22 protein-coding genes and 1 pseudogene are annotated in these 22,000 nt (G+C 71.5%); 10 read left to right on the top strand and 13 right to left on the bottom strand.

Annotated features, from left to right (window positions below):
- Positions 1-21: 21 nt before the first annotated feature.
- Positions 22-126: pseudogene (locus tag ACQP2P_RS45090) on the top strand (helix-turn-helix domain-containing protein); the annotation flags it as partial.
- Between the two features lie 203 nt (positions 127-329).
- Here the strand turns inward: ACQP2P_RS45090 and ACQP2P_RS45085 are convergent.
- Both ACQP2P_RS45085 and ACQP2P_RS45080 read right to left on the bottom strand, forming a co-directional pair.
- The gene (locus tag ACQP2P_RS45085) at positions 330-650 is read right to left on the bottom strand and encodes a CopG family transcriptional regulator (protein WP_433611716.1); all 321 of its coding nucleotides are present in this window, start codon (positions 648-650) and stop codon (positions 330-332) included.
- Entirely contained in the window at positions 647-919 is a 273-nt protein-coding gene (locus ACQP2P_RS45080) for a hypothetical protein (protein WP_433611714.1), read from the bottom strand. Before ACQP2P_RS45080 ends, ACQP2P_RS45085 begins: the two co-directional genes overlap by 4 nt.
- A gap of 56 nt (positions 920-975) precedes the next feature.
- Here ACQP2P_RS45080 and ACQP2P_RS45075 point away from each other — a divergent pair, with 56 nt between their 5' ends.
- Genes ACQP2P_RS45075 through ACQP2P_RS45065 form a run of 3 tightly spaced genes read left to right on the top strand, consistent with a single transcriptional unit; the run spans position 976 to position 5,079 of the window.
- Positions 976-1,764 (top strand): SDR family oxidoreductase, encoded by a 789-nt coding sequence (locus ACQP2P_RS45075; protein ID WP_433611712.1) that lies wholly within the window; start codon positions 976-978, stop codon positions 1,762-1,764.
- A gap of 43 nt (positions 1,765-1,807) precedes the next feature.
- Positions 1,808-4,273 carry a valine--tRNA ligase gene (gene valS / locus ACQP2P_RS45070; RefSeq protein ID WP_433619547.1) on the top strand — a complete coding sequence of 822 codons (2,466 nt, stop codon included), beginning with the start codon at positions 1,808-1,810 and terminating at the stop codon, positions 4,271-4,273.
- The gene (locus ACQP2P_RS45065) at positions 4,273-5,079 is read left to right on the top strand and encodes a TrmH family RNA methyltransferase (RefSeq protein WP_433619545.1); all 807 of its coding nucleotides are present in this window, start codon (positions 4,273-4,275) and stop codon (positions 5,077-5,079) included. The genes valS and ACQP2P_RS45065 overlap by 1 nt, the downstream gene beginning before the upstream one ends.
- Positions 5,080-5,106: 27 nt before the next feature.
- Here the strand turns inward: ACQP2P_RS45065 and ACQP2P_RS45060 are convergent, their stop codons facing one another.
- From ACQP2P_RS45060 to ACQP2P_RS45045, 4 genes are all read right to left on the bottom strand, one after another.
- Positions 5,107-6,855: a VWA domain-containing protein gene (locus ACQP2P_RS45060; protein WP_433611710.1), complete on the bottom strand. Its 1,749-nt coding sequence runs from the start codon at positions 6,853-6,855 to the stop codon at positions 5,107-5,109.
- A gap of 141 nt (positions 6,856-6,996) precedes the next feature.
- Positions 6,997-7,806 carry an endonuclease/exonuclease/phosphatase family protein gene (locus ACQP2P_RS45055; RefSeq protein ID WP_433611708.1) on the bottom strand — a complete coding sequence of 270 codons (810 nt, stop codon included), beginning with the start codon at positions 7,804-7,806 and terminating at the stop codon, positions 6,997-6,999.
- 4 nt (positions 7,807-7,810) lie between these two features.
- Positions 7,811-8,434 (bottom strand): hypothetical protein, encoded by a 624-nt coding sequence (locus ACQP2P_RS45050; RefSeq protein WP_433611706.1) that lies wholly within the window; start codon positions 8,432-8,434, stop codon positions 7,811-7,813.
- A gap of 39 nt (positions 8,435-8,473) precedes the next feature.
- Positions 8,474-9,421 carry a hypothetical protein gene (locus ACQP2P_RS45045; protein WP_433611704.1) on the bottom strand — a complete coding sequence of 316 codons (948 nt, stop codon included), beginning with the start codon at positions 9,419-9,421 and terminating at the stop codon, positions 8,474-8,476.
- Positions 9,422-9,583: 162 nt separating this feature from the next.
- Here ACQP2P_RS45045 and fabG point away from each other — a divergent pair, with 162 nt between their 5' ends.
- The 3 genes from fabG to ACQP2P_RS45030 are packed head-to-tail and all read left to right on the top strand — an operon-like array spanning position 9,584 to position 12,573.
- Positions 9,584-10,348, top strand: coding sequence for a 3-oxoacyl-ACP reductase FabG (gene fabG / locus ACQP2P_RS45040; protein ID WP_433611702.1), 765 nt, complete (start codon positions 9,584-9,586; stop codon positions 10,346-10,348).
- Between the two features lie 9 nt (positions 10,349-10,357).
- Entirely contained in the window at positions 10,358-11,524 is a 1,167-nt protein-coding gene (locus ACQP2P_RS45035) for an acyl-CoA dehydrogenase family protein (protein ID WP_433081571.1), read from the top strand.
- Positions 11,521-12,573, top strand: coding sequence for an acyl-CoA dehydrogenase family protein (locus tag ACQP2P_RS45030; RefSeq protein ID WP_433611700.1), 1,053 nt, complete (start codon positions 11,521-11,523; stop codon positions 12,571-12,573). Before ACQP2P_RS45035 ends, ACQP2P_RS45030 begins: the two co-directional genes overlap by 4 nt.
- A gap of 384 nt (positions 12,574-12,957) precedes the next feature.
- On the opposite strand, the gene ACQP2P_RS45025 is transcribed toward ACQP2P_RS45030, so the two are convergent.
- From ACQP2P_RS45025 to ACQP2P_RS45015, 3 genes are all read right to left on the bottom strand, one after another.
- Complete coding sequence (locus tag ACQP2P_RS45025) at positions 12,958-13,413, bottom strand: MaoC family dehydratase (RefSeq protein ID WP_433611698.1); 456 nt, start codon at positions 13,411-13,413, stop codon at positions 12,958-12,960.
- Between the two features lie 99 nt (positions 13,414-13,512).
- The gene (locus tag ACQP2P_RS45020) at positions 13,513-16,701 is read right to left on the bottom strand and encodes a S8 family serine peptidase (protein ID WP_433611696.1); all 3,189 of its coding nucleotides are present in this window, start codon (positions 16,699-16,701) and stop codon (positions 13,513-13,515) included.
- A gap of 592 nt (positions 16,702-17,293) precedes the next feature.
- Positions 17,294-17,473 carry a hypothetical protein gene (locus tag ACQP2P_RS45015; protein WP_433611694.1) on the bottom strand — a complete coding sequence of 60 codons (180 nt, stop codon included), beginning with the start codon at positions 17,471-17,473 and terminating at the stop codon, positions 17,294-17,296.
- A gap of 42 nt (positions 17,474-17,515) precedes the next feature.
- Here ACQP2P_RS45015 and ACQP2P_RS45010 point away from each other — a divergent pair, with 42 nt between their 5' ends.
- On the top strand, positions 17,516-18,202 hold the full coding sequence (locus ACQP2P_RS45010; protein ID WP_433611692.1) for an HAD family hydrolase: 687 nt from the start codon (positions 17,516-17,518) through the stop codon (positions 18,200-18,202).
- A gap of 31 nt (positions 18,203-18,233) precedes the next feature.
- Here ACQP2P_RS45010 and ACQP2P_RS45005 read toward each other — a convergent pair whose 3' ends face one another.
- Entirely contained in the window at positions 18,234-19,232 is a 999-nt protein-coding gene (locus tag ACQP2P_RS45005; RefSeq protein ID WP_433611690.1) for a cobalamin B12-binding domain-containing protein, read from the bottom strand.
- Positions 19,229-20,464, bottom strand: a complete 1,236-nt coding sequence (locus ACQP2P_RS45000; protein WP_433611688.1) for a PP2C family protein-serine/threonine phosphatase — start codon at positions 20,462-20,464, stop codon at positions 19,229-19,231. Before ACQP2P_RS45000 ends, ACQP2P_RS45005 begins: the two co-directional genes overlap by 4 nt.
- 112 nt (positions 20,465-20,576) lie before the next feature.
- Here ACQP2P_RS45000 and ACQP2P_RS44995 point away from each other — a divergent pair, with 112 nt between their 5' ends.
- Entirely contained in the window at positions 20,577-20,918 is a 342-nt protein-coding gene (locus tag ACQP2P_RS44995) for an STAS domain-containing protein (protein ID WP_433611686.1), read from the top strand.
- On the opposite strand, the gene ACQP2P_RS44990 is transcribed toward ACQP2P_RS44995, so the two are convergent.
- A complete protein-coding gene (locus ACQP2P_RS44990) occupies positions 20,915-21,283 on the bottom strand; it encodes an ATP-binding protein (protein ID WP_433611684.1) in 369 nt (122 codons plus the stop codon). The two genes, ACQP2P_RS44995 and ACQP2P_RS44990, sit on opposite strands and share 4 nt — an antisense overlap.
- A 114-nt stretch (positions 21,284-21,397) precedes the next feature.
- Between ACQP2P_RS44990 and ACQP2P_RS44985 the strand changes: the two genes are divergently transcribed.
- On the top strand, positions 21,398-21,763 hold the full coding sequence (locus ACQP2P_RS44985; RefSeq protein ID WP_433611682.1) for a TraR/DksA family transcriptional regulator: 366 nt from the start codon (positions 21,398-21,400) through the stop codon (positions 21,761-21,763).
- Here the strand turns inward: ACQP2P_RS44985 and ACQP2P_RS44980 are convergent.
- Positions 21,713-21,934, bottom strand: coding sequence for a hypothetical protein (locus ACQP2P_RS44980; RefSeq protein WP_433611680.1), 222 nt, complete (start codon positions 21,932-21,934; stop codon positions 21,713-21,715). The two genes, ACQP2P_RS44985 and ACQP2P_RS44980, sit on opposite strands and share 51 nt — an antisense overlap.
- Positions 21,935-22,000 lie beyond the last annotated feature (66 nt).

Below are 22,000 nucleotides of genomic sequence, written 5' to 3'. Positions count from 1 at the left end.
GCGGCGGACGGTCGGAGCGGGAGCCGCGGGCTGACCCAGCGGCAGCTCGCCGACCGCATGGGCGTCACCAAAGGCCGGGTGTCGCAGATCGAACAGGGCAACGTCTCGGGACAGGAGGTCCTCGCCGGCACGGAGGCGCGTTGATCTGAAAGCGGACCAGCGGCAACGCGGCCGCGGTCTTTGTAGACCACCATCTGCTATGAAGATCGTTATGTAGCAACGGCCGTCTTCCGGCGGCGGACGGTCGCCGTCACCAGATCAGGACACCTCCGCCGGCCTGACGCGCACGCGACAGGAGTAGCCCCCTCGGGCGGTGCAGGGCCGAGGGCTCAGGCGACCTTGCGCAGGGTGGTCAGGGCCCGCAGGGCGTCGGCCAGGGAGATCGGGTGGTCGTCGGCCTCGGTGGCCAGGCACTGCTCGATCATCTGGCGCATCAGCGTCGACGGCTTCACGCCGCGGGTCCTCGCCAGGGTGGCCAGCTGCTCCGCGGTGTCCATGGGGAGGCGGACCGAGTACACGGCCATGGTCTCGCCGTCGGGCTTCGGGGGGAGGGCGGCCGGAGCGTCGGTGTAGGTGACGTTTCCCGCGGCCACGGCCAGAGCCAGCTGATCCAGCTGGTCGTCCGTCGCGCGCGCGTGCAACTCGCTCACTGGTTGGCCTCCCATTCCTCGAACTCGGCCCGCTGGGCCGGGGTCATGTCGAGCGCGCCGACGATGAGCCACTCCAGGCCGCCTTCGTGTCGCAGGACGACGATCAACGGGCGTCCCGCCTTGGTCCGGGCCCACACGCTCAGGACCGGTAGGCCCAGGGCCTCGCCTGCCCGTGGGAGTCGACGGTCCGCGTTGAGGGCCTCCATGGCCTCCAGCGGGTCGATTCCGCTGAGGGCCGCCAAAGTCGCCGGCCACCAGCGGTAGGGCATGACCCAAATGTACGACGCCCGTCATACGACCGTCCAGCGAGGCGGATACTGGGGCCATGATCGTGGTGAGCGGGGCGTCGGGGCAGGTCGGCGGGCGGGTCTCCAAACTGCTGACCAAGCCGCACGTGCGGCTGGTGCGGGACCGCGCCAAGATGCCCGAAGCCGAAAGAAGTGCCGATTATGCCGATAAATCGGGCATGGTACGAGCACTGCGCGACGCCGAGACGCTGTTCCTGGTTTCGGGCCGCGAAGATCCGCACCGGCTCCAGGTGCACAAGACGGCCGTCGACGCCGCCGTGGAGGCCGGGATCGGCAGGATCGTCTATCTCAGCTTCGCCGGCGCCGCGGAAGACTGCACGTTCACGTTCGGGCGGGACCACTGGCACACCGAGCAGTACATTCGCGCCACCGGACTGCGGTACACATTCCTGCGCGACAACCTCTACCTCGAGATGATCCCGCGGCTCGCGGGCGCGGACGGGGTCATTCGCGGGCCGGCCGGAGACGGACGCGTCGCCGCCGTGAGCTATGACGACATCGCGGCCTCAGTCGTGGCCGTGCTCGAGGATCCGCAGTCGCACGAGCACAGGACGTACACCCTGACCGGACCGGAAGCGTTCACCCTGCACGAGGCCGCGGCCGTGCTCGGGAAGACCTATGTCCCCGAGACCGTGGAGGAGGCCTACGCGTCGCGGGCCCACTACGGCGCGCCGGACTTCGAGGTCGCCGGATGGGTGACGTCCTACCAGGCGATCGCGAACGGCGAACTCGCCGAGGTCACCGGCGATGTCGAGGCGCTCACGGGTCGGCGGCCCCGATCCGTAAGTGAATTGAAAGGCGCCTAGAAGCCCCCGGCCCTAGCATCGGGGCATGCCTGAAACCGACCGCATACCGCAGCGTCCCAGCCTCGACGGCCTCGAGGAGAAGTGGGCGCGCGTATGGGAGGTTGAGGGCACGTACCGCTTCGACCGCACCGCCGCCCGCGACAACGTGTTCTCCATCGACACGCCGCCGCCGACGGTGAGCGGGGCGCTGCACATCGGCCACGTGTTCTCCTACACGCAGACCGACATCATCGCGCGCTACCAGCGCATGCGCGGCCGCGAGGTGTTCTACCCGATGGGGTGGGACGACAACGGCCTGCCGACCGAGCGCCGCGTGCAGCTCACGTTCGGGGTGCAGTGCGACCCGACGCTGCCCTACGACCCCGGCTTCACCCCGCCCGAGAAGCCGGGCAAGGACCGGGTGCTCGTGAGCCGCCGCAACTTCATCGAGCTCTGCCAGCGCCAGACCGAGATCGACGAGCAGTCCTACGAGCGGCTCTGGAAGCACCTGGGCCTGTCGGTGGACTGGTCGCACCTCTACACCACGATCGGCGACCGCGCCCGGGCCACGGCCCAGCGCGGGTTCCTCAACAGCCTCGCGCGCGGGGAGGCGTATCCCCTCGACGGCCCGACGCTGTGGGACGTGTCGTTCGGCACGGCGGTGGCGCAGGCCGAGCTCGAGGACCGGGAGCGGCCGGGCGCCTTCCACCGGATCAGGTTCGGCGAGCACTGCATCGAGACGACCCGCCCCGAGCTGCTGCCGGCGTGCGTGGCGCTCGTGGCACACCCGGGCGACGAGCGATACCAGGCGCTGTTCGGCAGCACCGTCAGGACCCCCGTCTTCAACGTGGAGGTGCCGATCCTGGCGCACCACCTCGCCGACCCGGAGAAGGGCAGCGGGCTGGTGATGGTGTGCACCTTCGGCGACCTCACCGACGTGACCTGGTGGCGCGAGCTGGACCTGCCGACCCGCACCGTGATGCAGCGCAACGGCCGGCTCGGGCTGCAGCCGCCCGACGGGGTGGACGAGGACCTCTACGCGCCCGTCGCCGGGCTGACGATCAACCAGGCGCGCGAGAAGATCGTGGCGCTGCTGCGCTCCTCCGGCGAGCTGGAGGGGGAGCCGCGCCCGATCACCCACGCGGTGAAGTTCTACGAGAAGGGCGATCGGCCCGTCGAGATCGTGGCGACGCGCCAGTGGTACATCCGCAACGGCGCCCGCACCCCCGAGCTGCGCGAGACCCTGCTCGAGCGCGGGCGGGAGCTGGAGTGGGAGCCGGCGCACATGCGGGCCCGCTACGAGCACTGGGTCGAGGGGCTGACCGGCGACTGGGTGATCAGCCGCCAGCGGTTCTTCGGGGTGCCGATCCCGCTGTGGTATCGCCTCGACGCCGACGCCAACCCGATCTACGACGACCCGATCGTGCCCGAGACCCTGCCGATGGACCCCAGCAGCGACACCCCGCCGGGCTTCGAGGAGATCGACCGCGGCATGCCGGGCGGGTTCGTCGGCGACCCCGACGTCATGGACACCTGGGCGACGTCGTCGCTGACCCCGCAGATCGCCGGGGCCTGGCTCGACGACCCGGAGCTGTTCGCGCTCGTGTTCCCGATGGCGATGCGGCCGCAGGCGCACGAGATCATCCGCACCTGGCTGTTCACGACCGTCCTGCGCTCCCAGCTCGAGCACGGCGTGCTGCCGTGGAAGCACGCGGCGATCGCCGGCTGGATCCTCGACCCGGACCGCAAGAAGCTCTCCAAGTCCAAGGACAACGCCAAGGACTCGCCCGAGGAGCTGCTGCAGCGGTTCGGGGCGGACGCGATCCGCTACTGGGCCGGCAGCGCCCGCCGCGGCGTCGACACCGCCATCGACGTGAACCAGTTCAAGGTGGGCCGGCGCCTGGCGGTGAAGCTGCTCAACGCGAGCCGGTTCGTGCTCGGCTTCGGGGAGGCGCCCGAGGCGGCCAAGGTGACCGAGGCGGTCGACCTCGCGCTGCTCGGCGCGCTGGCCACGGTGGTGCGGGAGGCGACCGCCGCGTTCGACGGCTTCGACTACGCCCGGGCGCTCGAGGTCACCGAGCAGTTCTTCTGGACCTTCTGCGACGACTATGTGGAGCTGGTGAAGGCCCGCGCCTACGGGGAGGCGTCCCCGGCCGAGGTGGACTCGGCCCGGGCCGCGCTCGCCGTGGCCCTGTCGACCGTGCAGCGGCTGCTGGCGCCGTTCCTGCCCTACGTCGCCGAAGAGGTCTGGTCGTGGTGGCAGGACGGCTCCGTGCACCGCGCGCCCTGGCCCGAGGCGCCGGACGCCGCGGACGTCGCGCCGTTCACGGTCGCGGCCCAGGTGCTCGGGGCGATCCGGCGGGCCAAGTCGGCCGCGCAGCAGTCGATGAAGGCCGAGGTGGCCCGGCTGGAGGTGGCCGGGCCGGTCGCGACCCTGGAGCGGGTGCGCGGCGACCTCACCGCGGCCGGCAACGTGCGCGACTGGGCCATCTCCGAGGCGGAGGAGCTGTCGGCTACCGTCAGCCTGTGATGGAACTTCAGGCCATCGGGCTGCAACACCCGGCCGTCCGGCAGGTGCAGCACATCCAGAACAACACGGCGCCGAACCGGTACAAGCTGTTCGTCGCCGAGGGGCTCTGGGCGCACAACATGCTGCTGGAGGCCGGGGCGCCGATCGACACCTTCTTCTGGTGCCCGGAGGCCATCTACGCCGACGAGGCCCACAAGCGGGCGGAGGAGATCGCGGCGCGGGCCGAGCGCTCGTTCCGCATCTCCCTGCGCACGCTGGAGAAGATCTCCGAGCGGGACAAGCCCGACGGGCTGCTGTCGCTGGCCGCCCTGCCCCGGTGGGACGAGCGCGACCTGCGCCTCGGCAAGACGGCGCTGGTGCTGGTCGCCGACGGGCTGGAGATCCCGGGCAACCTCGGCACGCTCATCCGCTCGCTCGACGCGTGCGGGGCGGACTGTCTCGTGCTCACCAACCGCAAGACCAGGCTCACGCATCCGAAGGTGATCCGGGCGAGCCAGGGGACGATCCTGACGGTACCGACGCTGGAGTTCGACACCGTGGACGAGGCCGTCGCCTGGCTGGAGTCGCGGCGCTTCACGGTGCTGCTGGCCGACACCGACGAGGCGATCAACTACCGCCAGGCCGACTACGCCGGGCGCACCGCGCTCGTCGTGGGCAGCGAGCGGTACGGCATCGCCAAGGGCTGGTACGGCCGCGGATACCAGCGAGTCGCCGTCCCCATGCTCGGGTCCGGCGACTCGCTCAACGTGTCCGTCTCGGCGTCGATCCTGCTCTACGAGGCGCAGGCGCGGAAGTCCCGCTGGTAGGCCCCGACTCGGCTGCGTGGAGCGGCGCTACTTCGTATGGCCGATCTGGCCCCGCAGCGAGATCGCCTGCAGGAAGATGTCGCCGATCTTTGCCGGGTCGGGCGCGACGAACGTGCCGCCGCCGACCGCGTCGGTGATCTGGCGCATCGCCGCCTCGCCGACCTTGTCGCCGATGCCGATCAGGATGATCTGGATCGGCTTGGCCGGGTCGGCGGACGCCTTCAGCTGGGCGATGAGCTCCTCGAGCTTCAGCCCGCCGGCGGGGTCGTCGTTCTCGCCGTCGGTCATGACGATGATCGAGTTGACCCGGCCGCTCTCGTAGCCGGCCTGCACCGTCTTGTACGCGGCGAGGATCGTGTCGTAGAGCCCGGTGTCGCCGGTCTTCTTCGGCTGGACCGTGCCCAGCGCCTGCAGCAGCGTCGCGCGCTGGCTCACCAGCGGCCCGATCGGCACCAGCTGCTTGTAGTCCTTGTTGCCGTCCATCAGCGTCGAGAAGATCCACACGCCCAGCGACCACGAGTCGTCGAAGAGGCTCATGCCCTTGCGCGCGGCCTCCAGCGTCACCTGCATGCGGGTCGCGCCGCCGGCGGTCGGCACCGGCTCCAGCATCGAGCCGGAGACGTCGAGCACGGCCAGCATCCGGGCCGGCAGGGTGATCGCCTGCCAGCGGCTCAGCAGCTGCTCGACCGTGCCGGCGTCGGGCAGCTGCGGCGCCGCGGCGGCCAGCGCGCCGGGCGCGTTCGCCGGCGTCTGGAAGCTCTTGCCGGGCGCGCCGTCGGCGCCGCGCAGCCCGATCGCGCCGAGCTTGTCGCGGAAGTCCTGGGTGTTGAGCTGCTTGAGCAGCTCGTCGGCCATGCTCGCCTTGTCCGTGCTGAGCACGACGTAGGGGTAGTCCAGCGGCGGGGCCGACGGCTCGGCGTAGAGCGCGGCCAGGCGTACCGGCGGCTGCAGCCCGTTGTACTGGATGACCGCCTGCTCCGACAGCGGGGCCACGGTCAGGCCGTTGCTCAGCGCCGCCGGGTCGCTGCCGCGGGGGAACTTCTGCACCAGGTCGGAGCGCACCGAGGAGCGCCCGGCGGCCAGCGCCCGCAGCGCGGCGGTCGCGATCTGGGTGGCCTGGGTCTGGTTGCCGCCGCCGGCCTGCTGGGCGACGGTGGCGAGGGTCAGCAGGCTGCCGAGGCCGGTCGCGTCGCGGCTCGGCTCGGTGATGCCCACCTTGACCTTCTGGTCGGTCGCCACCTTGGTGAGCAGATCGGCGTACGTGATGTTCTTGTTCGGCCAGCCGAAGTTGGCCGCGGCGATCGGCTCGGGCATCGCGAGCACGACCGGGCTCAGCGCGATGGAGTGCGCGCCGGCCTGGACGCTCTGCGGGTTGACCGCGCGGATGCGCTGCAGCCACAGCGAGGAGTCGGCGACCCAGATGTCCGGGACGCGGGTCTTGCCGTTGGCCTGCCCGACGCCGGTCAGCGACTTGTCGTTCTTGCCGGCCAGGGCGGCGGCGACGTCGGCCGGGTCCTCGTCGAAGACCTCGATGTCGACGCAGTTGCCGTTCTCCTTGGCCTGGTCGGCCCACGCGGCGGCCTGCTCCTTGATCGCGGGCGCGATGTCCGCGACGGCGCCGATGCTGAGCTTGGCGGCGGTGCTGCCGCAGGCGGGCTTGGAGTACTTGTTGAACGCGTACCAGCTGCCGGCGAGGACGATGAGCACGGCGACGGCGGCGGCGCCCAGCTTCAGCGCTCCGCCCGACGACCCCGCTGAGCGGTGACGACCCTTCACGGCTCTAATCCTCCGGACCGGCGGCCTCTGTCGGCCTTGTACCTTCGGTTGAAAATCACTGACGGTACGCATCCCAACAAACGAACGCCTAATCTACAAGCCGCCGAAGAATCGTAGTTATACGAGCACTCTTCGCAATCGTCACCGGTCGGCTGGGGCCTGCGGACGGCCACGCAGGGTCACGACAAGCGGGCGATGGTCCGAAAACGGCACGGCCGGGCTGGCGACGTCGACAACGGGACCCAGGCGCTCGATGCCCCGCGAATCCGCCAGGACATGGTCGAACTGGACCCTCGGGTCCGGGGCGGGATAAGTCGGTACCGCCGCCAGCCGATGCCACCCCGAGAACAGCCTCGGCAGCCCGCCCGGCAGGTTCAGGTCCGCGAGCAGGATCCGCGGGGCGGGCAGCGTGCGCAGTGCCCGGCGGACGATCCGCAGCTGGCGCACGTTCCAGCCGGGCACGAACGACAGATGGGTGGTCGCGAACGTCACGCGCCCGATCGGGGTCGCGGCGACCGCGGCGAGCAGCACCCGGGGCTCGTCGTCGAGCAGCATCACCCGCATCCGCTCCGGCCCGGGGAGCATGATCGGCGCCCGCAGTGGCGCCGCCGGCAGCCGGGTGATCCGCCAGTCGAGCACCTCGTAGCGGCTGATCAGGGCCACACCGTAGTGCGGGTCGACCCCTTCGGCATCCGCGTCGGTGGCGGGGCGGAACGTCTCGCCGGGGGTACCGACGACCGCCGGGGCGAACATCGCGTGCCGCGCGCCGAGCGCCTCCGCCGCGATCCGGGCCAGGTCCGCGTGCCCGCTGCGGGGCTGCGCGCGATCGACCTCCTGCAGGCCGAGCACGTCGGCGTCGAGCCGCGCGATCGCCGAGCCGATCCGGCCGGTCTCGACCAGGCCGTCGGTCAGTGAGCGTCCGTGCATCAGGTTGAACGTGCCGAGCCGCATGTCCTCATTGTCGTCGCTTGATCTTCGCGACCGCCGCCTTCGCGATCGACTCGGTCTCGGCGCGGTCGACGCCGGGCTGGCCGAAGTGGACGAGGGTGCAGGTCAGGCCGTCGACCTGGACCTGGACCAGATAGCCCGACGTGGTCCAGGCGGCGTCACCGGTACCACCCGTAGCTTCCATCATGAAGGCGTTCTGGCTCTGCGCGACGGCGGGAAAGTCGCCGACCGGGCTGACGCTCACGTGCGTCGTCTCGCCGTCGCCGCCGGTGTCCGTGAAGGTGGCGCACCTGGCCGCCATGTCGGCGATCGGTGTGGCGTCGGTGAGGCTCTCGGCCAGGAACGGCCCGGTGCTGCCGGCCTCGAACCGGGCCGCGTCCCGCGGGCCCGCCTGGAACAGGTCGAGCAGCGGGTCACAGCCGGGGATGCTGGAGCTGCTCGCGGCGCTCACCTCGGGGGTGGCATCGGGCGGGCTGGTCGCGTAGCCGTCGGGGAGGTCCCCGGCCGTCAGGACGAGATTCTTCTGTACCGCGGCCGCGCTCGGGCGGGGAGCCGGGGCCTTGTCGCCGCCGCAGCCGCTCAGTATTACCGCGGTGCAACCGATGACGACGGGCAACGACCTATGGCTCATCGTTCGATTTTGCGCCTTTTGTACGTGTCCCGCGGCCGATTACGGGGCGACGGTCGGCTGAGAGCCCTGGTGCAGCGGGGTGCGCTTGCCGGTGGCGAGGTCGACGGCGGTGACCCAGGAGTGGCCGTTGTACGCGGCGGTCAGCACGCCCGTGCCGGTGCCCTCGTAGACCATCTCGCGGTCGTCGGCCTTGCCCACCACGTGCCGGTTCGAGCCGTCGGTGTCCGCCTCGGTCACGGTCACCGCGGTGCCGTCGGCGTCGTAGCTCGTCCACGCGACCTTCTTGCCGTCGGCGCGCCAGGCCGGGACGACGCCGAAGCCGCTGGTGCCGTTGCCGCCGCCGCCGTACACGTCGATCGCGCGCTCGCGGCCGGTCGACAGGGTGCCGATGCTCAGGCAGTTGTCGGCGATGCTCTCGCACTCGCCGCCCCGGAAGGCGATCTGGGTGCCGTCGGGCGACCAGGCCACGGCGTCGTCGGTGCGCAGGCGGTCGACCAGGTTCCCGGCGGCCGGGGCCGGCGTGGACTCGCTGACCCGCGGGGCCTCCTGGTCGCGGCAGCTCGCGGGGAACAGCGGCTCGTCGTCGCCGCCCGCCTTGGCCAGGAACACGCCCGGGCCGCCGGTGCAGGACAGCGCGGCGAAGGCGATCCGGGTGCCGTCCGGGGACCAGGCCGGGCCGCCGGCGGGACGCTTGCTGACCTGGTGCTTGTTCGCGCCGGTGGCGTCCATCACCCAGACCGTGCCGTCGTGCAGGTACGCCAGCTTCGTGCCGTCCGGGGAGAACCGCGGGCGGGCGTTGACCCCGTCCTCGGTGAGCCGGACCTCGGCCGCGCCGGTGCTGCTGTAGATGGCCCCGCCGCGGACGTAGGCGACGGCCTTCCCCGCGGTGGAGGCGGTGGCGGCATGGGCGGCGGTCCCGCTCAGCAGCGCCGCGACGCCGGTCAGGCCCGCGATCGTCAGCGCCTTGGTGATCGTCCTGCCGTTCATCCTTGCCCCCCGTTGTGCTGTCTCATCCGTGTGACGTCACGACCATCGGCGCAACCGGGCCGCACCTGAACGGTTCCCGAGGCGGAACTTTGGCGCTGGCAGAAATATGCACTCGTAGTGCATACTTTTCGAGACCCTGTCTCACGCGCGAGGATCGGTGTTGTGACCACTACTGACCTCAACCGCGTCGCCATCGTGACCGGCGCGGCCCGCGGCATCGGAGCCGCCACCGCCATCCGCCTCGCCGCCGACGGCCACGCCGTCGCCGTGCTCGACCTCGACGAGACCGCGTGCAAGGACACCGTCGAGCAGATCACCGCCGCCGGGGGCCGCGCGCTCGGCGTGGGCGCCGACGTCGCCGACGCCGACCAGGTCGCCGCGGCCGTCGAGCGGGTCGCCACCGAGCTCGGTCCGCCGGTCGTGCTGGTGAACAACGCCGGCGTCATCCGCGACAACCTACTGTTCAAGATGACCGACGGCGACTGGGACACCGTCGTCGGCGTCCACCTGCGCGGCGCGTTCCTCATGAGCCGGGCCGCCCAGGTGCACATGACCGCCGCGAAGTTCGGCCGGATCGTGAACCTGTCCTCGTCCTCGGCGCTGGGCAACCGGGGCCAGGCGAACTACTCCGCGGCCAAGGCCGGCCTGCAGGGCTTCACCAAGACGCTCGCGATCGAGCTGGGCCCGTTCGGGGTGACCGCGAACGCGGTGGCGCCCGGGTTCATCGCCACCGACATGACCGCCGCCACCGCGGCGCGCATGAAGATCGACTTCGAGACCTTCCAGAAGGGGGCCGCGGAGCAGATCCCCGTGCGCCGCGTCGGGCGCCCCGACGATGTCGCGCACACGATCTCGTTCCTGGTCAGCGACGGTGCCGGCTTCGTGTCCGGCCAGGTCATCTACGTGGCCGGCGGGCCACTGAACTGAGGGGATCACGTGAGCACAGCGGACCTCGCCCGGGAGTTCCTGGCCGGTCATGATGTTGGTATGGACCCGCTGGAGTTCCTGCGGGCCCGGTTCGATGCGGGGCTGGCGTGGGTGCAGTACCCGGTAGGGCTCGGCGGCCTCGGACTCCCGCGGGCCGAACAGCCCGAGGTGGACCAGGTGTTCGCCGACGCCGGCGCGCCCGACAACAACCCGCGGCGCATCGGCATCGGGCTCGGCATGGCCGCCCCGACCATCCTGCGCCACGGCACCGACGAGCAGCGCCGGCGCTGGCTGCGCCCGCTGTGGACCGGCGAGGAGGTGTGGTGCCAGCTGTTCAGCGAGCCCGGCGCCGGCTCCGACCTCGCCGGTCTCGCCACCCGGGCGGTCCGCGACGGCGACGACTGGGTCGTGGACGGGCAGAAGGTCTGGACGTCGATGGCGCACGAGGCGCGCTGGGCGATCCTCATCGCCCGCACCGACCCGGCCCTGCCCAAGCACCAGGGACTCACGTACTTCGTGCTGGACATGACGGCGCCTGGGGTGGAGGTGCGGCCGCTGCGCCAGATCACCGGCGAGGCCGAGTTCAACGAGGTCTTCATCACCGGAGTCCGGATCCCCGACACCGATCGCCTCGGGGCGGTCGGCGAGGGCTGGGCCGTGGCCCAGACGACGCTCATGAACGAGCGCGTCTCGATCGGCGGCCAGGCGGTCCCGCGCGAGGGCGGCACGATCGGCATCGTGACCGACCTGTGGCGCTCCCGCCCCGAGGTCCGCTCGCCCGGACTGCACGACGCGCTGCTGCGCCTGTGGGTCGACGCCGAGGCGGCCCGGCTGACCGGGGTGCGCCTGCGCCAGCAGCTCGCGGCCGGCCAGCCCGGGCCGGAGGGCTCGGCGTCGAAGCTCGTCTTCGCCCGGCTCAACCAGGAGATCTCCTCGCTCGAGCTGGACCTGCTCGGCGAGGAGGGCCTGCGCCACGACGAGTGGACCCTGCGGCGCCCGACGCAGGTGGACTTCGCGGGGCGCACCGCCGGATACCGGTACCTGCGTGCGAAGGGCAACTCGATCGAGGGCGGGACGTCGGAGATCCTGCGCAACATCGTGGCCGAGCGGGTGCTGGGCCTGCCGCAGGAGCAGCGGGCCGACAAGGACGTCGCGTGGAAGGACCTGCCGAAGTGAGCGATCTGCTGTACTCCGAGGTGGAGGAGGAGCTCCGCGCTTCGGTACGTTCCCTGTTGTCGGACCGCGTCGACCACTCGCGGCTCGAAGGCCCGGAACCCGTGGACCTGAAGCTGTGGCGAACGCTCGCCGCCGACCTGGGCTGCGCGGGCCTGCCCGTGGCGGAGTCCGCGGGCGGCGCCGGCGCGTCCTGGCGGGAGACCGCGGTGGTGATGGAGGAGCTGGGCCGTTTCGTCGCACCCGTGCCGTTCCTGGGCAGCGCGGTGCTGTCGGTCGCGGCCCTGCCGTCCGACGACCCCCTGCTGCGCGACCTGGCCACCGGCGCCCGGACCGCGACCCTGGCCGTTCCGCTGTCCACCTCGGACAGTCCATCGTGGACGGTGACGGCCTCGGGCGCGGCGCTGTCGGGCTCGGTGACGACGGTGGCCGACGCTCTGACCGCGGACGTGTTCCTGGTCCCGACGGCGACGGGCCTGTTCGCCGCCGAGGCCGCGGACGTGAGCCGGACGCCGGTGGTGTCGCTGGACCTGACCCGCCCCGTCGCGGATCTCGCCTTCGACGGCACCCCGGCGCGGCTCGTGGCCCCGGACGCGGCCCCGCTGGTGGGGCGCGCCCTGCTCGCCGGGGCCGCGCTGCTGGCGTCGGAGCAGCTCGGGATCGCCGAATGGTGCCTGGCCACGACGGTCGACTACGTCAAGACGCGCCGCCAGTTCGCGCGTCAGATCGGCTCATACCAGGCGATCAAGCACCGGCTCGCCGATCTGTGGGTGGCGGCGACGCAGGCTCGCGCGGTGGCGCGCTATGCGGCCGACTGCCTCGCGAACGACGACCCGGACCTGCCGGTCGCGGCGTCGCTGGCGCAGGCGTTCTGCTCGCCGCTGGCCGTGAAGGCGGCGGAGGAGTGCGTGCAGTTGCACGGCGGGATCGGGTTCACCTGGGAGCACCCGGCGCACTGGTACCTCAAGCGGGCCCGGGCCAACGCGATCGCGCTCGGCTCGGCGGCGCGGCATCGGGCACTGCTCGCGGACCTGGTCGATCTTCCCGCCTGATCGGCTCCTCTCCTCGGGCCTGGTGCGCCTTCTTGTCCGGCGCGCCGGGCCCGATCTCGCTGGACGGCCGCGCGGGGCAGATCAGGGCCGTGCTGTGGATGCCCGCGCCGGTGCCCGTCCCCAACTGGATGCCCGCGCGGCCCAAGGCGAAACGGCCGTGGAGACGGCCGTCGAGAACCCGCGCGCGCGTGCGGGATCGGGCGGCCGGGGTCAGGAGCGGGCTGTGCGGCTGGGAGTCGTGGCCCGGGCGACAAAGCAACTCCAGGAGCAATGAAGCCTCGGCCGTGCGCTTCCTTATTCCTCGATGCTACCCGAGCCCACCAAATCCGACTGTCCCGGAATCACCGATTGTGAAGCCAGCTTCCACGCGGTGTAAGGGTTGGATCAGATCAGCAGGCGCGTCAGGGACTCGGCCACGCACACCGGCTTCTCGTGGCCTTCGCGCTCGATTGTCACCCGGTTCTTCAGCTGGATCCAGCCCTCGCCCTTGTCGTCGGCCACCAGCAGCTCAAGGCCCGCCCGGACCCGGGAACCGGTCGGCAGCGGAGCGGGGAAGCGCACCAGGTCCAGGCCGTAGTTGATGCCCATGCGAACGTTGTCCACGCGGTAGATCTCCGCCACCAGGGCCGGCAGCAGCGACAGCGTCAGGAAGCCGTGCGCGATCGTCGTGCCGAAGGGGCCGGCCGCCGCGCGCTCCTGGTCCACGTGGATCCACTGGTGGTCGCCCGTCGCCTCGGCGAAGAGGTTGACCCGCTCCTGCGTGATCTCCTGCCATTCGCTGTAGCCGAGGTGCTCGCCCACCGAAGCCAGCAGTTCGCCCGCGCTCGCAAAGATCCGCATGCACTCGATCCTGGGACGGCGGGAGCGGTCGTGCAAGGGCTTGTGAGAAAGAAGCGGCCGGCCCCCGGAAGGGAGCCGGCCGCCTTGTGCAGGTGGCGATCAGGTGCCGATGCGGTTGAGCTTGGCGCTCACCGCGACGGTGCTCTTCACGACCGTCGTGCCCGGCACGGCCGGGGTGCTGACGGACGTGGTGACCTCGCCGTTGCCGGGGATGAGGCCGAATACCGTCACGGTGTACGAGGTCGACGCGCCCGGCACCGGGTCGGTGCTCACGACGCGCAGGTCCTCGGTCGGCAGGGTGTTGTAGAGCCCCTGGCCGCCCGTGCCGGTGACGTTCTCCGCCCCGACGGCCAGGTTCTGGCCGTTGGGCAGCGCGGTGACCGTCGCCGGGTCGTAGGCGAACACGATGTCCTGCACGCCGTTGACGCCGATCCAGACCTGGAAGCGCCGCGCCGTCGTCGTGCCGTAGTCGTTCACCCGCCACTCGACCACGAGCCACCTGTCGACGCCGTCGGTCAGGGTCGCCACGAAGAGGCCGGGGGCACCGGTGCCGTTCATGTCGGTCCAGAACGGGGCGAGCACGTTGTTGGGCTTGGACGGGTCCGGGATCGGCTTCGGGTCGAAGACGCTGTTCTCGTTGCCGGCATCGCTGCCCGGGTACAGGTACCCGTTGCTCGAGATGGTCACCGCGTTGTACGTGACGCCGTTGAAGACGTAGTCAGGCACGTTGAACGTCGTCAGGTTCTCGTCGCCGATCGGTGTCGGGGTGATCCCGAACAGGTCGAGCGGGAGGTACCCGGCGATGGTGCCCGGGGTCAGCGACGGCGTTCCGGGGACCGCCCCGGCGAGGGGCGCGCCCTTCTTCTCCGCCTTGAACGGGTTGACCACCTTGGCGCCGTTGGCCCCCGCGATCGGGAGGTTCAGCGACGACGTGGTGGTGAAGTCCGCCGTGGTGTCGTTGAAGGTGTTGTTGGTGGCCGTGACCGTGCACTTGCTGGTCTGCAGCAGGCCGATCGCGGGAGGCGTGCAGGTCTGGGTGACCGTCACGTCGCCCTGCTTGGGCACGAACGCGACCGGCAGGTGCAGCGTCGGCACCCCGCCGGTGACCGGCACGAGCCGGACCTCGCCGAAGTACTGCGCCGTCGGCGCGCTGGACTTGATCGTGATGCTGACCTGCTGGCTCTTGCCCGGCGCGACCGAGAACAGGGCCGGCGTCGCCGTGATCGCGGAGCCCTTCGGCGACGTCGTCTCGACGCGGTACACGAGCGTCTTGTTCGTGACGTTCTTCGCCGTGCGAACGGCGGTGAGCTTGCCGGGCATGACCGGCGCGTTCACCGACGGCAGGTTGATCTGCACCGCGTTGACCGGGTCGTTGCCGAGGGCGAACATCCGGTCGGCCGTCTCGTCGAACGTCAGACCGGGGTTCGCGGCCAGGTTGACCTGGACGCGGCCCGAGCCGAGGTCGAACGGGTCGGCGGGGGTGACCCCGTCCTCCTTGACCACCTTCGTCGTCGCCGTGGTCATCAGCGACGACTTGATCTGACCCGGCGTGAAGTCCGGGTGCAGCGCCTTCTCCAGGATCGCGGAGCCGGCGATGTGCGGGGAGGACATGGAGGTGCCGGCGATGGCCTGGAAGTACTGGCCGGGCGGGCCACCGGCGACGTCGTCCGGGGTCGGCGTGTTGCCGGCCAGGATCTGCGTGCCGGGCGCGGTGATGTCGGGCTTGATGAAGTTGCCGCCCGGGCCGCGCGACGAGAAGCTCGCCATCACGTCACCGGTGCCGGTGCCCTTCACGCCCTGGGTGAAGCTGGCCTTGACGTTCGGGTGGGCGCTGACGTACGCCAGGAACGCCGCCCCGTCCGCCAGGTGCACCGTCGGCAGCCAGTGGTTGTCGCTCAGCGCGTCGGCCTTCGGGTTGTTGAACAGGATCATGCCGGCCGCGCCGCCCTGCTTGACGGTGAAGCCCTTCAGCACGCGGTTCGGCCCGCGCTGGCACGCCACGATCTTGCCGGTGAACAGCCCGGGCGGCGGCGTGTTGGTGCACAGCGCGTTGCTGTACGGCGGCGCCGAGGCCATCACGACCGGCAGCGGGCCGGTGATGCCATCCGTGATCGACACGCCCGTCATCGTCGCCGAGGTGCCGTCCGATGACGTCAGCGTCAGCGTCGACTCGAACGAGCGCTTCTGGGTCGAGGCCGCCACGGTGGTCACCCACGGCGACAGGTGGTCGGACGTGCTCGCCGCGGGGCCGCTGTTGCCGGCCGAGGCCGCGACGAAGACGCCGGCCTTGTAGGCGTCGAAGAACGCCAGCTCCACGACGTCGGTGTACGGCGTCGAGCCGCCCGAGATCGAGTAGTTGATGACCTTCACGCCGTCCTTGATCGCCGCGGCGACCGCGGCGGCCGAGTCGGTCGGGTAGCAGCCGGTGGCGCCGCAGATCTTGTAGACCGAGACCCACGCGCCGGGCGCGATGCCGTTGATCGGCCCGCGCTCGATGTTGAAGATCTTCGCCGAGGCGACCGGGTCACCGGCGGCCGTCGACGCGGTGTGCGTGCCGTGGCCGTCGGAGTCGCGGGCGGTGTACCCGTAGACCTCCGGCTCCTGCAGCGCGTTGTAGGTGTCCAGGAAGCCCTGGCCCCCGATGACCTTGTTGTTGCACACGAACGGGTCGTTCGCCGGGGTCAGCGGGTTGTCGCCGAAGTTGCAGGCGCGGGCGGTGCCGTCGGCCTTGGCCGGAGGGGCGCCCAGGTTGCCGTTGTCGGCGAAGGACGGGTGCTCCGGCCAGATGCCGCTGTCCAGCGAGCCGAAGATGACGCCCTTGCCCGCGTTCGGGGCGCCGCCGAGCTGCGGGTAGACCTGGTCCGCGCCGATGAAGCCCGGCGAGGAGTCGGTCTGCGGCTGCTGGGCCTTGTCGGCCTGGACGGCGACCACGTTGTCGATGGTCAGGATGGTGTTGACCTTGTTGGCCGGCACCGTGAGCGCGATGCCACCGTAGACCGTGCGGAGCCGCTGTCCGACCTTGGCGTCGGGCACCTGCTGCTTGAGGTCCGCGATGAACTTGTCCTCGATTCCGGCGATTCGGTTTTCGTACCGCTTCTCGTCGGCGTTCCCGGACAGTGCCTTGCCTGTTACGGAAGGACTCGTCGCGGCGTATCCGGCAATATCCCCGGAATAGGTCGCGGTGGAGTCGTAGTCGAGCTTCACCGCGATGGACACCTTGGCGGTGTCGTCGCGGTTGAGCAGGGACGGGTCGGTTTTGGCCATCCGGCTCGTGGGTGCCTTGGCCATGTCGGTCTGCTTGACCGGCTTGAGGCTTTCGACGGCCTTCAGGCTGGCTGCGGGGATTGGTGCCGCTTCGCTCGGACTGGCCGAGACAAGCACGAGCAGAGGCGGTAGGAGTGCGCTCGCCACTGCGGCGTGCACCCATCTCCGTCGGCCCATCGTGCCCCCTCTCACGGGTGGAGTGATGCCTCAACATGCCAGCTTTTCCACGCACGGAAAAGGGGCAGTCACGCGGTGGCATCAAATCGTGAAAGGTGGATAGGGCAATGACGAGGGTAAGTCCGAATTACTCCTGCCCGGGAGTATTTGCATTTATTGGCGTCGTTCGTCCGGCGGGGCGACGGGTCCCGGACACAATGAAGCCGCCGACTCGGGTCGGCCCGTGGGCGGGCGGGGAGTCGGCGGCGCCGGCGGCGTGATGTGGGTCCCGCAGACGACGAGGCCGCCGACTCGGGTCGGCCCGTGGGCGGGCGGGGAGTCGGCGGCGCCGGCGGCGTGATGTGGGTCCCGACACGACGAAGCCGCCGACTCGGGGTGCCCCGAAGGCGGGCGGAGAATCGGCGGCTCGATGTGGGCGGCGGGTGTGGGTCGCGGGTGCTTACTCGTCCATGCCCGCCAGACCGTGCGGACTCTCCGGCTCGCGGGCGTGCTCAGGGCCGCCGGCCAGCTCCTCGGCGAGCGTGACGCTGCGGTGCTCGGAGGCGAAGTCGCCGAGATCGTCCGCGTCGAAGCCCGGGAAGGACTCGGTGACGGCGACCGCTTGTTCGGGCTCGGTCATATATTCAGTGATACCCCCGCCCAGGTGGGTATCACCCCGCCTATGACCAAACCCGTGACCGGTGTGCTCTTTGATGTGGACGGCACCCTCGTCGACAGCGTGTACCTGCACGTCGTGGCCTGGTGGCAGGCGCTGCGGCAGCACGACCACGACGTGCCCATGGCGCGCATCCACCGCGCGATCGGGATGGGCTCCGACAAGATCCTCGACGAGCTGCTCGGGGCCGACCACGACTCGTCGGACGACGACGCGATCCGGGCCGCGCACTCCGCGCTCTACGCGCCGCTGTGGCCCTCGCTGCGGCCGCTGCCGGGGGCGCGACGGCTGCTGGACTCCTGCGCGGATCGGGGTCTCAAGGTGGTACTGGCGACGTCGGCCTCTCATCCCGAACTGGACGCGCTGCTGCACTGCCTCGACGCCGACGCGTCCCTGACCGCGGTGACGAGCGCCGACGACGCCGAGCAGAGCAAGCCGGCGCCGGACATCGTGCAGGTGGCGCTGGAGCGCTCGGGCCTGTCGGCGGACGAGACGGTGTTCGTGGGCGACTCCGTCTGGGACGTGCGCGCGTCCGGGCAGCTCTCGATCCCGTGCATCGGCCTGACGAGCGGCGGGCTGTGCGCGGCGGAGCTGCTCGACCACGGCGCGGCCGGCGTCTACGCGGACCCGCAGGATCTGCTCGACCATCTCGACGAGGCCCTGACGACCGCATTTCGCGTGGCGATAGCCTAGAAACCCGACATACGCGGCGACGGGGTATAAATCAGATAAGTCGTGGCGCGGAGCGCCCGACTTGTCGCAACAGCCCCAAGTGCCGCGACGCCTCCGGCAGCGGCTCGCCCACGACAGCACGCAGGGCCGACCACAGAGCGGGGACCGCGCACGAGGGGCCGCCCCGAGCCGAGTACAGCTCGCTGAGCCACTCGTCGGCCTCGCGAAGGAGCCGTGAGTCGTCGGTCAGCAGCGCGGCCGACAGCGAGTGCAGCGCATGGTCAAGCGCGTCATCGGCCAGGGGCGTGGCGGCGTCCTCGCCGATGACCGCGGCCCACCGCCGCCGCGCCGAGTCGCGGAACTCCGCGAAGCGCAGCACCAGCTCCGCGTGCTCGTCGATCCCCGCGCGGCGGTTGACCGACGGGCCCGCGGGCGGCGGGGCGATCGACTCCAGCGCGCGCACCGCCGCCCGGGCGTCGGGGGCCCAGGCCGTCGCGCCCAGGGCCTTGGCTCGGGTGTCGTCGCGGCCGAAGGCGCCGCCGCCGACGAGGACCGGCAGCCCCGTCTCGCGGGAGGCGTCGATCATGCGGCGGGCGGCGGGCAGGGCGGCCGCCACCGAGCAGGAGATCGCGACCGCGTCGGCGTCGGCGTCGTCGAGGAAGCGGGCGAACTGCGTCGGCGGGGTCGAGGCGCCGAGGAACGTGGTGCGCCAGCCGGCCTCCTGCAGGGCGAAGCCGACGAGCCGGGCCGGCAGGCCGTGCCACTCGCGCTCGGCGCAGGCCAGCACCACGTGGCCGCGGGCCGGGTCGGGCTGGGGGATGCGGGCGCCGAGGGCGATGGCGACGGACTCGCTGATGGCGGTGGCCGCGTGCTCGTGGGCGACCGTCCACTCGCCGGCGGCCCAGCGCCGGCCGACCTCGTGCTGGGCCGGGGCGACGACGTCGAGCAGCACGTCGACGGGGCTCCTGCCCGCCTCGACCAGCTCGGTGCAGAGGCGAAGGGCCGCGGGGGCGTCGCGGTCGGCGAGGCATTGGAAGTACCGCCGCATCATGAGGCGCGCAGGGCGAGCACCGCGAGATCGTCGCGCTGGGCGGCCCCGGCCCCCTCCACGACGGCGATCTCCACCGCCTCGACCAGGGCCTCGACGCCCGCCTCGGCGTAGCTTGCGAGCAGGGCGATCAGGCGCCGGGTGCCCTCCCGGACGCTGCGCTCGGCCTCGGTCACGCCGTCGGTATAGAAGACGAGGGTCTCGCCGGGCGCGAGGTCGACGGTCACCGGCTCGTAGCGCACGTTCTCGACGAGGCCCGCCGCCAGGCCGTGCACGGCGACGGGGGTCACGGTGCCGTCGGGGCGGACGAGCAGCGGCGGCGGGTGGCCGGCCGAGCCGAGCTCGACGCGCAGGCCGGCGCCGTCGGGGACGGGGGTGACGCGGCCGTAGACGGCGGTGACGTATCGCCCGGAGGTGGTCCCGGCGAGCATCGCGTTGAGCGCCCCGAGCACGGCCGCGGGCGAGCGGTCGACCGCGGAGGCGCCCCGCACGGTGTGGCGGGCCTGGCCGGTGACGACGGCGGCCTCCACGCCCTTGCCGGAGACGTCGCCGAGGGTGAACGACCACGCCTCGTCGCCGCCCCAGACGTCGTAGAAGTCGCCGCCGATCTCGGCGTCGCCGGCCGCCGGGCGGTAGCGGGCGGCGAGGTCGACGCCGCGCAGCTTCGGCAGCTCCGGCGGGCGGAGGCTGCTCTGCAGGACGGTGGCGACGTGGGAGCGCTCGGTGTAGCGCCGGGCGGCGTCGACCGCGAGCGCGATGCGCACGGCCAGTTCCTCGGCGAGCTCGACGTCCGCGGCGTCGAAGCCGGTCCCGGCGCGCCGGGCGAGGGTCAGGGTGCCGAAGGTGGCGCCGCGGGCGGTGAGCGGGACGCCGAGCACGTCGGCGGGGCGCAGCGCGGACACCTGGGCCCGCATGCCCTCGTCCGGCACCAGCGCGCTCAGCCCGTCGGCGGCGGAGTCGCCGGTGGGAGTGGTCAGGGCCACGTGCAGCAGCTCGGGCCGGCCGGTGCGCAGGAGCCGGGCCTGGGCGGCCGGCGGGGCGGGCCGGCGGGCGGTGGTCGGGGCGCCGCCGTCGAGCAGCGAGGTGAACGTCGCCTCGCCCCGGTTGACGATCATCAGCTGGGCCCAGTCGGCGAACTCGGGCACACAGGCGGCCAGCGATCGCCGGATCGTGTGGACCAGGTTCAGCGAGCCGGACACCTGTCTTCCGGCCTCGACCAGGTACGCGGCACGCATACGCACGAGTCTTGCGCGCGGAGCCGATCGGGGGCAACCGGGCCTGAGCGTTTGAACTCCACCGATTGGGTACCCCACACTGTTGACCAGTGATGCGGAAAGGACCTACCAGGTGGTTGACGACGAGGCGATCTGGCAGCTGGCGACCCACCGGCAGAACGGCCATGCCCACCTGGTGCTGACCGGGGAGCTGGACCTGGACACGGCGCCGAGCCTGCTCACGGCGGTCGTGGCCGAGCTGGACACGGGCGCGCGGGAGGTCGTGGTCGACCTCACGCATCTGTCGTTCATCGACTCGAGCGGCCTCGGCACGCTCGTCGGGTGCTGGCGGCGGGCCAAGAACGTGGGCGCGACGCTGGTGGTGGCCCACCCGAACGAGGACGTGCGCGTGACGCTGGAGATCACCGGGCTGGACCAGATCCTGCCGATCACCAACGAGTCGGTGTCGAACTAGGAGATTTCCGCCCACACGGTCTTGCCGCCCTGGTGCGGCCGGACGCCCCACGCGCGCGCGAGGGTGTCCACGATCTGCATGCCCCGGCCGGAGGTGCTGGTCAGGTTGTCGATCTCGGCGATGCGGGGCACCTGGTCGCTGCCGTCGCCGACCTCGATGACGAGGCGGTCGCCCTGGCGCAGCAGCCGCAGGACGGCCGGCGGGAGGCCGTGGCGCAGGGCGTTGGCGACGAGTTCGTGGCCGACCATGACCGCGCCGCGGGTCAGATGGGGCAGCCCCCAGGCCTCCAGCGCCTGGGTGATCACGCGGCGTGCCGTGCGGGCCTGACCCGCGCGCACGTCCACCTGGACCGAATCCCCCTCCACGGTATTCATGGTGCCCTGTGCCAGTCGCAAAAAACAGTCAGGTTTGGGCGACCACTCGGCTGGGCACCCGGGAAGCCACCAATCCGCCGCAGACGCTGAAGCCGGGGGCCTCCGATGACGCTCGTTTTCCCTGAGACCCGTACCCAGGACATCCGCACGGCCCTGCTCGGCCGGCGGGAGGAGCTGGAGTCGGAGTACACCGCGACGGTGGCCGAGATGACGCTCGCGGGCGTCGTGGACGCCGGCGACGACGTGGCCGACCTCGGCACCAAGGCGTTCAACCGCGAACAGGAGTTCGCGCTGGCCATGTCGATCCGCAACCGGATGGACCAGGTCGACCGGGCGCTGGAGCGCCTCGACGCCGGGCATTACGGCACCTGCGAGACCTGCGCCGGGGAGATCCCGGTGGCCCGGCTGGCGGCGTTCCCGTCAGTCACCCTCTGCGTCGCGTGCAAGAGCCGCAGCGAGTCCCGCCACTAGGGCGAGGGCGCGTTCGGCCGCGCTCTGCAGGTGCGGCAGGTACTCCGGCGCGCGCCCGGAGGCGGCGAGGTCCTCGGTGAGGAAGGTCGTGTAGTTCAGGACCGCGCCGAGGGCGTTGGACAGGTCGTGGGTGGCCGTGGCGACGGTGACGCGCAGCGCATCATCGCTCATCCGGTCCCCCGCGTCCGCTCCGCTGGCTAAAGTGAGTCCCGTTCGCGAACGTAACGGGGCGTAACT

Origin of the sequence: Dactylosporangium sp. CA-139114 (assembly GCF_050955725.1) — a bacterium.
Classification (GTDB): domain Bacteria; phylum Actinomycetota; class Actinomycetes; order Mycobacteriales; family Micromonosporaceae; genus Dactylosporangium.
The sequence above is the reverse complement of the archived record's forward strand: the minus strand, read 5'-3'. Positions and strand labels throughout refer to the sequence as shown.